The sequence below is a fragment of the Pseudomonas sp. HLG18 genome (genome assembly GCF_051903985.1).
Taxonomy (GTDB): Bacteria; Pseudomonadota; Gammaproteobacteria; order Pseudomonadales; family Pseudomonadaceae; genus Aquipseudomonas; species Aquipseudomonas fluorescens_BT.
On sequence record NZ_CP195831.1, the window covers coordinates 2895998 to 2908972 of the forward strand.

9 protein-coding genes are annotated in these 12975 nt (G+C 59.0%); 2 read left to right on the forward strand and 7 right to left on the reverse strand.

Annotation, left to right across the window (positions count from 1 at the left end; genetic code table 11):
- The gene (locus ACSPX5_RS13305; RefSeq protein WP_207863991.1) at positions 1-2037 is read right to left on the reverse strand and encodes an NADPH-dependent 2,4-dienoyl-CoA reductase; all 2037 of its coding nucleotides are present in this window, start codon (positions 2035-2037) and stop codon (positions 1-3) included.
- A gap of 205 nt (positions 2038-2242) precedes the next feature.
- Between ACSPX5_RS13305 and ACSPX5_RS13310 the strand changes: the two genes are divergently transcribed.
- Both ACSPX5_RS13310 and ACSPX5_RS13315 read left to right on the forward strand, forming a co-directional pair.
- Positions 2243-3373 (forward strand): carbon-nitrogen hydrolase family protein, encoded by a 1131-nt coding sequence (locus ACSPX5_RS13310; protein ID WP_439821895.1) that lies wholly within the window; start codon positions 2243-2245, stop codon positions 3371-3373.
- A gap of 3 nt (positions 3374-3376) precedes the next feature.
- Positions 3377-4417, forward strand: a complete 1041-nt coding sequence (locus ACSPX5_RS13315) for an AraC family transcriptional regulator (RefSeq protein WP_439821896.1) — start codon at positions 3377-3379, stop codon at positions 4415-4417.
- Positions 4418-4705: 288 nt separating this feature from the next.
- Here ACSPX5_RS13315 and ACSPX5_RS13320 read toward each other — a convergent pair whose 3' ends face one another.
- The 6 genes from ACSPX5_RS13320 to clpP form a co-directional block, all read right to left on the reverse strand.
- Positions 4706-5587: a DUF2242 domain-containing protein gene (locus ACSPX5_RS13320; RefSeq protein WP_169431015.1), complete on the reverse strand. Its 882-nt coding sequence runs from the start codon at positions 5585-5587 to the stop codon at positions 4706-4708.
- Between the two features lie 227 nt (positions 5588-5814).
- Positions 5815-7686, reverse strand: coding sequence for a SurA N-terminal domain-containing protein (locus ACSPX5_RS13325; RefSeq protein WP_323160124.1), 1872 nt, complete (start codon positions 7684-7686; stop codon positions 5815-5817).
- A 232-nt stretch (positions 7687-7918) separates the two neighbouring features.
- Positions 7919-8191 (reverse strand): HU family DNA-binding protein, encoded by a 273-nt coding sequence (locus ACSPX5_RS13330; protein ID WP_002552737.1) that lies wholly within the window; start codon positions 8189-8191, stop codon positions 7919-7921.
- Between the two features lie 148 nt (positions 8192-8339).
- The gene (gene lon, locus ACSPX5_RS13335) at positions 8340-10736 is read right to left on the reverse strand and encodes an endopeptidase La (RefSeq protein ID WP_169431017.1); all 2397 of its coding nucleotides are present in this window, start codon (positions 10734-10736) and stop codon (positions 8340-8342) included.
- A gap of 163 nt (positions 10737-10899) precedes the next feature.
- The gene (clpX, locus tag ACSPX5_RS13340; protein ID WP_016775335.1) at positions 10900-12183 is read right to left on the reverse strand and encodes an ATP-dependent Clp protease ATP-binding subunit ClpX; all 1284 of its coding nucleotides are present in this window, start codon (positions 12181-12183) and stop codon (positions 10900-10902) included.
- A 112-nt stretch (positions 12184-12295) separates the two neighbouring features.
- Positions 12296-12931: an ATP-dependent Clp endopeptidase proteolytic subunit ClpP gene (clpP, locus tag ACSPX5_RS13345; RefSeq protein WP_053161532.1), complete on the reverse strand. Its 636-nt coding sequence runs from the start codon at positions 12929-12931 to the stop codon at positions 12296-12298.
- Between the last annotated feature and the right edge of the window lie 44 nt (positions 12932-12975).

Sequence of the window (12975 nt, forward strand, 5' to 3'; positions counted from 1 at the left end):
TCAGAGCTCGGCGGCCAGACGCGAACCCTGATTGATCGCGCGTTTGGCATCCAGCTCGGCCGCCACATCGGCGCCGCCGATCAGGTGCACGCTCTGCCCGGCTTCGACCAGACCGTCATGCAACTCACGCAGCGGATCCTGGCCGGCGCAGATGACGATGTTGTCCACCGGCAACACTTGCGGCTCGCCGGTTTCGCCGATGCGGATGTGCAGGCCTTCGTCGTCGATCTTCAGGTATTCGACGCTGTTGAGCATCTGCACCTGCTTGTTCTTCAGACCGGTGCGGTGAATCCAGCCGGTGGTCTTGCCCAGACCGTCGCCGACCTTGGACTTCTTGCGTTGCAGCAGGAACACGTCACGGGCCGGTGCGTGCGGGGCAGCCTTGATCCCGGCCACGCCACCACGGGCTTCCAGATTCGTGTCGATGCCCCACTCTTTCCAGAACGCAGCGCGATCCTGACTGGTGGCCACACCTTCATGCACGAGGAATTCCGACACGTCAAAACCGATACCGCCGGCGCCGATCACCGCCACACGCTTGCCCACCGGTTTGCGCTCGAGCAGCACATCCAGATAGCTCAGCACTTTGGCGTTCTCGACACCCGGAATTGCCGGCAGACGCGGCGCAATGCCGGTGGCCAAAATGACTTCGTCGTAACCGCCTTCCACCAGTTTTGCCACATCAACGCGAGTGTTCAGGCACACCTCGACGTTGGTGGTCTGCAGTTTGCGTTTGAAGTAACGCAGGGTTTCGTAGAACTCTTCCTTGCCCGGCACACGCTTGGCGACGTTGAACTGACCACCGATCTCGCTGGCCGAATCGAACAGCGTCACCTGATGCCCACGCTCGGCGGCCACGGTTGCGGCGGACAGACCGGCAGGGCCGGCACCGACCACGGCAATCTTCTTGATCTGCTGGACCGGCAGGTAGTTGAGCTCGGTCTCGTGGCAGGCACGCGGATTGACCAGGCAGCTGGTGAGCTTGCCGCCAAAGGTGTGATCGAGGCAGGCCTGGTTGCAACCGATGCAGGTATTGATTTCGTCGGCGCGGCCTTCAGCGGCCTTGTTGACGAAGTCCGGGTCGGCGAGAAACGGCCGCGCCATCGAAACCATGTCGGCATCGCCTTCAGCGAGAATCTGCTCGGCGACTTCCGGGGTGTTGATGCGGTTGGTGGTGATCAGCGGAATGTTCACCGATCCGCGCAGCTTGGCCGTGACCTTGCTGAACGCCGCACGCGGCACTTTGGTGGCAATGGTCGGGATCCGCGCTTCGTGCCAGCCGATACCGGTGTTGATGAGGGTCGCACCAGCCTGCTCGATGGCTTTGGCCAGGGTGACGATTTCTTCCCAGGTGCTGCCGCCTTCCACCAGATCGAGCATCGAAAGGCGGAAGATGATGATGAAGTTCGGGCCAACCGCTTCACGTACGCGGCGAACGATTTCCACCGGCAGGCGCATGCGGTTTTCGTAACTGCCGCCCCAACGGTCGGTACGGTGGTTGGTGTGGGCGGCGAGGAACTGGTTAATGAAATAACCTTCGGAACCCATGATTTCGACGCCGTCATACTCGGCAGTCTGGGCCAGTACCGAGCAGGTGACGAAATCGCGGATCTGCTTCTCAATGCCTTCCTCGTCCAGCTCTTTGGGCTTGAACGGGTTGATCGGCGCCTGGATCGCGCTCGGTGCGACCTGTTTCGGGCTGTAGGCATAACGGCCGGCGTGGAGGATCTGCATGCAGATCTTGCCGCCCGCTTCATGCACGGCGCGGGTGACGATGCGGTGCTTGAGCGCTTCTTCCTCGGTGGTCAGCTTGGCCGCGCCTGAGTACACGCCACCCTCGTCGTTCGGGCCGATACCGCCGGTCACCATCAGGCCGACGCCGCCACGGGCGCGTTCGGCGAAGTACGCCGCCATCCGTTCGAAGCCACCCGGTTTCTCTTCAAGGCCGGTGTGCATCGAGCCCATCAGGGTGCGGTTGCGCAACGTGGTGAATCCCAGGTCCAGCGGGGCCAGCAGGTGCGGGTAAGTGGCGGTCATCGGTAACTCCACAGCGAGCGATCACGGAAAATGCGGGAGCTCTGTGTCCCCCGTCAGTCATGTTCGACAGATTAGGAGTCGCATCGCTGTCACTCAATGACCGGAACTGACAAGTTATTGATCCAAATGCGCAGCGCCCCTTGGCAAGCCGGGGCTGGCGCCCTACCCTGTCCGCACACCCTGTACCCGGCTGTTGTTGGATTTCATGCGCAAACTTCTGTACCTGACCTTTTCCATGGCGCTCGTCGCCGCGCTCGCCTTCTACGCCATGTGGGCGGCTGACCGCCCGGCCGGTCATTACCTGTCGGACCTGCGGATCAAACTGGCGGTCGATCAGGGCACCCGCGCCGATCGTGGCAACCTGCTGGGCATTCAGCCGGAACTGTTCCCCACCGATTATCAAAGTTCCGAACGCCTGCACCGCAAACTCGCGGCCTATCTGCAGCAAGCGCAGGATCAGGGTTTGCTCAATGACAAAACCATCGTGGTGTTGCCCGAGCATGTCGGCACCTGGCTGATGATCAGCGGCGAAAAAGACGAGTTGTACCAGGCCCCCACCCTCGAGGAAGCGATGAACTGGCTGGCCGCCAGCAACCCGTTGCAGTTTGCCCGCGCCTGGCTCACCGCCAGGGGCAGCAGCCGTCTGGATGACGCCCACCTGCGGATGAAATCCCGAGACATGGCCAAGGACTATCAGCTGCTGTTCGGCGGTCTGGCCAAGGAATTTCATATCACCCTGGTGGCCGGCTCGATCGTGCTGCCCGAGCCGAACATTATCGACGGGCGACTCAAGACCGGCAGCGGCGCACTGTACAACACCAGTGTGGTGTTCGGTCGTGACGGCGCCCCGCTCGGCCAGCCTCAGCGACAGATGCGCCCGATCTTCGATCAGGATGAAGCGACCGGCACTGGCGAGGCTTCACAGATCAATGTGGTCGACACCCCCGCTGGACGCCTCGGCGTGCTGATCGGCAACGACAGCTGGTATCCGGACAACTATCGCAAGCTCGACGCGCAAGGCGCGCAACTGATCGCGGTGCCTGCGTTCGTCATCGGCCATGGTGTGTGGGATCAACCCTGGCAGGGCTACAGAGGCTTGAACGTGCCGGACTCGGTCAGCCTCAAACCGGGAGAGGTCAGCGAAGGCCAGGCCTGGCATCGCCTGACCCTGACGGCACAACCGCCGGGCAGCCGGGCGATTGCCGGCATGAGCGTGTTTTTGCGCGGGCAGTTCTGGGACAAACCGAGTTCCGGGCAGAGCTTCCTCAGCAGCAATGGCCAGCAGTTCGCCGACGGCGAAGCCCGTGGCGCGCGTCTGCTGAACCTCTGGCTGTAAACCATGAAACCGCTGCCGATGCGTCTCGGGGATCTGTCAGTGGGCTTCGTCCATAGCCTGGCCGATGCCGTGCGCAGCCATGACGCCGACCCGCAGCCGCTGCTTGAACAATATGGGCTCGACACCGCGCGGCTGGCCGAGGCCGGCGCACGCCTGTCGATCCCGCGCTATATGCGCCTGGGTCATGGTGCGATCCAGTTGACTGGCGATCCGGCCCTCGGCCTGCGCATGGGCCAGCTCAGTCGTCTGAGCCAGGCGGGGTTGGCCGGCGTCACGGCAGCGCAGGCCCCGACCGTGCGCGAAGCCGCCCGCTGCCTGACGCGCTTCGAGCCGTTGTATGGCTCTAATTATCGCGGCCAGTCGAGTTTCCACGAGGATGCCAGCGGAGCCTGGCTGCGCTTCTACTCAATCAGCCCATACAACGCCTACAACCGCTTTGTCGTGGACTCGATCATCGCCGGCTGGCTGCATCAGTTGTCCAGCCTCAGCCCCGAACCGCTGCGCGCCGAACGGATAGAGATCGAATTCGACACACCGGACTACCGCGACGCCTACGCCGTGCTCGGCGAGTGCCCGATCCAGTTCGGCGCCGAACACAACCAACTGCGCCTGAGCCTCGCCAGCCTGGCCCAACGCAACCCACAGCACTGCCCCAGCACCTGGAAACATCTGCTGCAACTGTGTGAACAGGAACTGGAACAACTGACCCGCACCCGCAGCCTGCGTGAACGCATCACGCAATTGCTCGGGCCGTTGCTCAATGGGGGTCGCGAACCGGACCTGGAAGAAGTGGCGGCGCGCCTGAAGCTGCCGACCTGGACGTTACGGCGAAAACTGGCCGAGGAAGGCACACAGTTCCGCGCCATCCTCAACGATACTCGCCGTGATCTGGCGATGACCTACATCCGCGACACTGAACTGGCGTTCGGTGAAATCGCCTACCTGCTGGGATTTGCCTCGGCCGAAGCTTTCCAGCGCGCCTTCAAGCGCTGGAACGGCCAGACACCGGGCGAATTTCGCCGCAGTCACCGCAAGACCGGTTGAAGCGTCAGAGCTCGGTGGCGTCTTCCGCAGGCTCCGGTGAATCCAGCTCGTAGGCCTGGAATTCAAGCAGTTCTTCTTGATAGTCATCCATCGTGTAATCCCCCTGACCGCAAACTTGAAAATGGCCTGGAACAATCGACCAGTGCCCCGAGCATAAAGTGCCCGCATGAAGGAAAAATGAAACACGGCCTTCATGCAACAAACGTAGCAGGCAGTCAGGAATTTATCGCGGGATTTTTCGATGAAAACGCCATGGATCCGACAGTTGTCGAATCCATGGCGTGAAGATCACTGCCCGGAGGCGGGCATGGCCGGGATCGGCTCGGAAGGTGGCGGCAGGTCGGTCGGGTTGGCCGGTGGCGTAATGACTTCGGTTGCCGGCCCAGGTGTTGGAACCAGCTCCGAACCCGGTGCCGGAGTGATCGGTGCCGCTTCAGCTGGCGGAACGACCGGCTCCGAGCTGACTGGAGTCGGCTCCGCAGCGGCAGGGGCTGGAGTCGCGGCAGGTGTGGCAGGCACCGCAGGTGCGGCGACAGGTGTCGGTTCAGCAGCCGGCGTCGGAGTCAGCGCTGCCGGTGTCGCCTTGGCTTCAGGCATGCCGAGGTCGGTTTTAGGCTTTTCGGTGATGTGTGCGGCTTTCTTGGCTTCGGCCGGCAGGAACAGCTCGACCAGGGTGAAGAAGCGCTCGTAGAACTTCTGCGAAGACACGGTTTCGCTGGCCACCTTCACCATCGAGTCGTCAGAGGAGCCGATCGGCATCGACACCGAGCCCAGCACGCCAACCCCGAGGCTGGCCGAGTTGTTGGTCTTTTTCAGCGCGTAACGGTCCTGCAGGGCGTTGGCGAACACCGTCGCGTGGTGCGCGGCGCTGCCGTCATCGGTGCACACCACGTTGAAGCTGATCTCCATGTGGGTTTCACCGGTCTGCTGGAAGCTCTTGTGTCCGCTGACCAGTTTCGGGTCGCTGCTGGTGATGATGTAGCCCTGGCTGAGCAACGCACGGCGCGCCGCTTCGCAGCTGGCGGCATCGGTGACTGGATAGTTGCGCGAGAAGGTGCCGGAGTCGTCGAAGTTCTCATGCTCGTAGATAGGTTTGTCCTTGGAGCAGCCGGCAGCGGCGGTCAGCAACAACGCCAACCCGAAAAAACGCACGGAAATAGAATTCAACATTAAACATCCTGAGGGAAAAACGGTCCGGGGCGTATTGTGCAACATATCGCTGCCCCGCGGCTTACCGATTAGTGTCTTAAAACAGTTACAACTCTACCGGTCATGGGTGCAGGGAAAAAGGCAATCTGGTCAATGGTCGATGAAAATCCTGTCACCCAGTGATTGATAGGCAAAAAAAAGCCCCGAATGTTCATCCGGGGCTCATTTTTTTGTCGCTCAGTCAGACATCAGAAACGCTTGATGTCAGCTTCGCTTTCCAGTTGCTTGCGGTACGCAGCGAAGTCCTGCTGGCCTTCGCGAGAAGCGAGGAAGCGACGGTATTGCGCTTTCTCTTCATCGGTCGGCGCAGCGGCTTCGTTCACAGCGTTCAGACGCACGATGGTCAGGCTGCCATCAGGCAGTGTCACACTGCTGAAAGTCGGCTTGTCCTTGGCGGCCGGCTTCGGCATGCGGAACAGCGCTTGCAGCACCGCAGGATCCACACCTTCCTGAGCGCGAGTGGCGGCCTGGGTGACTTTCCAGTTCTGACCGTCAATTGCCTTGTCCAGCGGGGTCTTGCCCTCACGCAGGCTGGTGATCAGCTCATCAGCCTTGGTCTTGGCAGCCGCACTGGCGTGCTCTTTGGCCAACTGGGTGCGAATGGCAGTCGCCACAGCTTCCAGCGGCAGTTGTGCAGGCTTGAGGTGTTCCTTGGCGCGCAGCACGATCACGGTTTCCGGATCCAGTTCGATGGCGGTGCTGTTGGCACCATCATCCAGCACTTCGTTGCTGAACGCCGCCGTGACCACGGCGCGGTTGGCGGCAACACCTTCGCCACCTTCACGGCCGAACGGCTTGGAGGTGTGCACGGTCAGTTTCAGATCCTGCGCCGGCTGAGCCAGGTCAGACGCCTCGAACGAGGAGTCTTCCAGCTGCTTGGTCGCCTCGACGAAACGCTGCTCGACCTGCTGGGCTTTCAGTTCGCGAGTCAGCTTGTCTTTCAGGCTGGCCAGGGTCGGCACCTCAGGTGCTTCGATACCCAGCAGCTTGATCAGGTGGAAACCGAAGTCGGTGCGAACCGGCTCGGATACCTGATCCTTGGAGAGCGAATACAGGGCTTTCTCGAAGGCCGGATCGTACACGCCAGGGCCGGCATAACCCAGGTCGCCGCCATTGTTGGCCGAGCCCGGATCCTGCGAGAACTCCTTGGCCAGCGCTTCGAATTTCTCGCCCTTGGCCAGACGTGCCTGAACTTCCTCGATCTTCGCCTTGGCCTGGGCCTCGGTGGTCTTGTCGTTCACTTCGATCAGAATGTGCGCCGCACGACGCTGTTCCGACAGGTTGGCAATTTCTTTCTGATATGCCGCCTGCAGGTCTTCGTCCTTGACGGCAACTTGATCGAAGAACGAGGACTTCTTCAGCTCGAGGTAATCGATGACCACTTGATCCGGGGTCATGAATTCCTTCGCGTGCTCGTCGTAGTAAGCCTTGACCTCATCGTCGGTCAGCTTGACGGCGGCCGGGTCAGCCTTGATGTTCAGCGAAGCGAAATCGCGGGTCTGCTTTTCCAGGCGGGCGAAAGCCAGGACCTGGGCGTCGGTGACGAAGCCGCTGCCTGCCACACCGGCGCGCAGCTGACCGATCAGCATTTCCTGAGCCAGCATCTGGCGAAATTGCATCCGGCTGTAGCCCAGTTGACGGATCACCTGGTCAAAGCGGTCGGAACTGAACTTGCCATCGACCTGAAACTCAGGCGTTTGCAGGATCACTTGATCCAGCGCCGCTTCGGAGAAAGCGAACTTCGATTTTTCTGCGCCTTGCAGCAGCAGCTTGCGATCGATCAGACCCTTGAGGGCCGATTCGCGCAGCATTTTTTCGTCGAGCAAGGAAGCATCGAAGTCCTTGCCCAGCTGTTGCATCAGCTGACGGCGTTGCATGTCAACGGCCTGGCTCAGCTCGTTCTGGCTGATTTCTTCACCATTGACCTTGGCCGCCTCGTTGGTGTGAGTCGTGGCCTTGAAAATGGCATCGAAACCGGTCAGGGCCATCAGTGCAACGATGACCCCGATAATGGTCTTGGCAATCCAGCCTTGTGAATTGTCCCTGATATTCTGCAGCATGCGTCCCCCAGAAACGGTTGAACTTCAAAATTAGGCAACCGTGGAGCGTGGGTAGAATCCGGATAGAAGAAAGGCGCATCCGAGGATGCGCCTTCTCGTAACTGGCGGAGCGGACAGGGCTCGAACCCTCGATCCCGGCGTAGCAGACAATTATTCCAAACTGCCTGCTCTACCGCTCCGCTGCCAAGTCAGGCTTGACCCCGACCCGGATGGGTAAAAACCTGAATCAAACTTAGTTGACAGCTTCTTTCAGGGCTTTACCGGCTTTGAAACCTGGCTTCTTGGCAGCCGCGATTTCCAGAGTCTTGCCGGTCTGTGGGTTACGACCGATACGAGCTGGACGATCGGTTACCGAGAACGTACCGAAACCTACCAGAACTACGGAGTCGCCAGCCTTCAGAGCGCCAGTGACGGATTCGATTACAGCGTCCAGCGCACGGCCAGCAGCAGCTTTCGGGATATCAGCGGATGCAGCGATAGCATCAATCAGTTCCGACTTGTTCACTCTAAGTCCCCTTATATCTATTTGAGTATGATTCTAAGTTTTTTGGTGAAAGCAAAAACGAGTGCTGAATGGCCTACAGACACTTAAGAGCCGCTTTATAACAAGGGCTCTAAAAAGCTGTCAAGGAAGCCCCCCAGGCAAATGCGTACTAATGCGTGCTAATTCTTTCCTTAGAGTCAGACTCACGTTTTTCGTCCTTGGCAACTATCTCCGGAGCCACATCCGGCAAGGGCTCCGGCGCGTATTGCAGCGCAATTTGCAGGACCTCGTCAATCCATTTAACCGGTTTAATCTGCAGATCCTGCTTGATATTGTCAGGAATCTCCTTCAGATCACGCACGTTCTCTTCCGGAATAATCACGACCTTGATTCCGCCACGGTGTGCAGCCAGGAGCTTTTCCTTCAGGCCGCCAATGGCGAGGACTTGACCACGCAGGGTGATCTCGCCGGTCATGGCGACATCGGCGCGCACAGGAATACCCGTCAACGCCGACACCAATGCGGTACACATGCCTACACCGGCGCTAGGGCCGTCTTTCGGCGTAGCACCTTCTGGCATGTGGATGTGCGTGTCGCGCTTCTCGTGGAAGTCCAGGGGAATGCCCAGGCTCTTGGCACGGCTGCGCACCACGGTCAGGGCGGCAGTGATCGATTCGACCATTACATCACCCAGCGAACCGGTCTTGATCAATTGCCCTTTGCCCGGCACGACGGCCGCTTCGATGGTGAGCAATTCACCGCCAACCTGAGTCCAGGCCAGGCCGGTCACCTGACCGATCTGATCCTGCTGCTCGGCCAGACCGTAGCGGAACTTGCGCACGCCGAGGAAGTGTTCCAGCAGATCAGCTGTCACTTTCACCGAGAAGCGTTTTTCCAGCGCATGTTCTTTGACCGCCTTGCGGCAGACCTTGGCAATCTGCCGCTCGAGGCCACGCACACCGGCTTCGCGGGTGTAGTAACGGATGATGTCACGGATCGCTTCTTCGTCGAATTCCAGCTCGCCCTTCTTCAGGCCGTTGGCGGCAATCTGCTTTGGCGACAGGTACTTGACGGCGATGTTGATCTTTTCGTCTTCGGTATAACCCGGCAGACGGATCACTTCCATCCGGTCGAGCAACGCCGGCGGAATGTTCATCGAGTTCGAGGTACACAGGAACATCACATCCGACAGGTCGTAATCGACTTCCAGATAGTGATCGTTGAAGTTGTGGTTCTGCTCCGGATCGAGCACTTCCAGTAACGCCGACGCCGGATCGCCACGCATGTCGCTGCCCATCTTGTCGATTTCATCGAGCAGGAACAGAGGGTTGCGGACGCCCACCTTTGTCATCTTTTGAATCAATCTTCCTGGCATCGAACCGATGTAAGTCCGACGGTGACCACGGATTTCCGCTTCGTCACGCACCCCACCGAGGGCCATGCGCACGAATTTACGGTTGGTGGCGTGGGCAATCGACTCCGCCAGCGAGGTTTTACCCACACCCGGAGGACCAACCAGGCACAACACCGGACCACGAATCTTTTTCACACGTTTCTGCACGGCGAGGTACTCAAGGATGCGTTCCTTGACCTCTTCCAGACCGTAGTGATCGGCGTCGAGAATGTCTTCGGCACGGGCCAGGTCCAGACGCACCTTGCTCTGGGCCTTCCACGGCACCTGCACCAGCCAGTCGATGTAAGAACGCACGACGGTGGCTTCGGCCGACATCGGTGACATCTGCTTGAGCTTGTTCAGCTCGGCGGTGGCTTTGGCCAGGGCATCTTTCGGCAGACCGGCAGCGTCGATACGCTTTTTCAGGTCTTCGATTTCGTTGTGGCCTTCGTCGCTGTCACCGAGCTCTTTCTGAATGGCCTTCATCTGCTCATTCAAGTAGTACTCGCGCTGACTGCGCTCCATTTGTTTCTTGACGCGGCCGCGGATGCGTTTTTCGACCTGCAGCAGGTCGATTTCGGCATCCAGCAGTGCCAGAACGTGCTCGACCCGGGCAGCCAGATCGATGATTTCGAGGATTTCCTGCTTCTGCTCGATTTTCAGCGCCATGTGCGCAGCCATGGTGTCTACCAGACGGCCTGGCTCATCGATGCTGTTGAGTGACGACAGGACTTCAGCCGGGACCTTCTTGCCCAACTGGACATATTGCTCGAACTGCGACAGCAGTGTGCGCACGAACACTTCGGACTCGCGCTCGGCGGCATCGACTTCGTCGATCAACGCCACTTCGGCACGACAGTGGCCGTCGACTTCGCTGAAGCGCTCGACCGCGCCACGCTGCTCGCCTTCGACCAGAACCTTGACGGTGCCATCGGGCAGCTTGAGAAGCTGCAGAACCGTGGCAATGGTGCCTACGCGATAGAGGGCATCTTCTCCGGGATCATCGTCAGCCGGGTTTCTCTGGGCCAGCAGCAGGATCTGCTTGTCACCCGTCATCGCGGCCTCGAGGGCTTCGATGGACTTCTCGCGCCCCACGAACAGCGGGATAACCATGTGCGGATACACAACGACATCACGCAATGGCAGGAGAGGCAATTCGATGGTGGTCTTCATGATTTCGCCTCTACGGCGGCCATACGGCCGTAATCAGATGGAATTAAGCTTGAAACCAAGATGGGGGCTGCCTTGAAAAAAAACAAGCGCAAAGCGGATGTAAAAAACGACATAAAAAAAAAGAGGCCCGAAGGCCCCTTCTTTGTTCCGGCAGGGTGGACACTTACGCGTCCGGCGCTGCCTTGGCCGTCGGCTCACTGTTTTCGTAGATATACAGTGGCTTGGACTTGCCTTCGATTACGCTTTCATCGATCACGACTTTGCTCACCTCGGACTGCGAGGGGATTTCATACATCGTGTCGAGCAGAACACCTTCGAGAATCGAACGCAGGCCACGGGCACCGGTTTTACGTTCCAGGGCACGTTTTGCGACCGATTTCAGCGCGTCTGAACGGAATTCCAGATCCACGCCTTCCATCTCGAACAGCTTGGCGTACTGTTTGGTCAGGGCATTTTTCGGCTCGGTGAGAATCTGCATCAATGCAGCCTCATCCAGCTCGTCCAGCGTCGCAAGGACCGGCAGACGACCGACGAATTCCGGGATCAGACCGAACTTGACCAGATCGTCAGGCTCGACTTCACGCAGGGACTCACCGACTTTCTTGCCTTCTTCCTTGCTGCGCACTTCTGCGTTGAAACCGATGCCACCTTTGGTGGAACGGTTCTGAATCACTTTCTCCAGACCGGAGAACGCACCACCGCAGATGAACAGGATGTTACGGGTGTCGACCTGCAGGAATTCCTGCTGCGGATGCTTGCGGCCACCTTGCGGCGGAACGGAAGCGACCGTACCTTCGATCAACTTCAGCAAGGCCTGCTGCACGCCTTCACCGGAAACATCCCGGGTGATCGACGGGTTGTCGGACTTGCGCGAAATCTTGTCGATTTCATCGATGTAGACAATGCCCATCTGGGCTTTCTCTACGTCGTAATCGCACTTCTGCAACAGCTTCTGAATGATGTTCTCGACGTCTTCACCTACATAACCCGCCTCGGTGAGGGTGGTTGCGTCGGCGATGGTGAACGGAACGTTCAGGAGGCGGGCCAGTGTTTCGGCCAGCAGGGTTTTACCGGAGCCTGTCGGGCCGATCAGCAGGATGTTGCTCTTGCCGAGTTCGACGTCGTCAGCCTTTTTGTCACGCTGGTTCAAACGCTTGTAGTGGTTGTACACCGCTACCGCGAGAACCTTCTTGGCACGTTCCTGACCAATGACGTACTGGTCAAGGATGCCGCTGATTTCTTTAGGCGAAGGCAATTTATGCGCGCTGCTTTCGGCCTGTGCTTCCTGCACCTCCTCACGGATGATGTCATTGCACAGGTCGACGCACTCGTCGCAGATAAAGACCGAGGGGCCGGCAATCAATTTGCGCACTTCATGCTGGCTTTTGCCACAGAAGGAGCAATAGAGCAGCTTGCCGTTGTCCTCGCCGTTGCGGGTGTCAGTCATTCGTTCGATCCAAATCCGATAGGCTTGCAACACAAGATGAAGGCTATTGCGGGCTTTTTCAAGCCCGCCACTGATCGGACCAGCCGATCAGGCCTGTTTTGAGCTGCTTATTTTAAGCTGGACGCTGGTTGATCACTTCATCGATCAAGCCATATTCCTTCGCAGCTTCAGCACTCATGAAGTTGTCGCGGTTGGTGTCGCGCTCGATTTCTTCAAGCGTGCGACCGCTGTGCTTGGCCATCAGCGTGTTCAGACGCTCGCGGATGAAGAGGATTTCCTTGGCATGGATTTCGATGTCCGACGCCTGGCCCTGGAAACCGCCCAGTGGCTGGTGAATCATCACACGCGAGTTCGGCAGGCAATAACGCTTGCCTGGAGCCCCTGCGGTCAGCAGGAACGCGCCCATGCTGCACGCCTGACCGATACAGGTAGTCGATACGTTTGGCTTGATGAACTGCATGGTGTCGTAGATCGACATGCCCGCTGTCACCGAACCGCCCGGGGAGTTGATATAAAGATGGATGTCCTTGTCCGGGTTTTCCGCTTCAAGGAACAGCAATTGCGCACAGATCAGGTTGGCCATGTAGTCCTCTACCGGACCCACCAGAAAGATCACTCGCTCCTTGAGCAGGCGCGAGTAAATGTCGTAGGCGCGCTCGCCACGAGCAGACTGCTCGACAACCATCGGGACCAGGCCGCCTGCGGCCTGGATATCAGAGTTCTGCTGAATATAGGAATTACGGAACATGCTCTGCAGTCACTCCCAAATAGTCATGTCTTGAATACGCATAA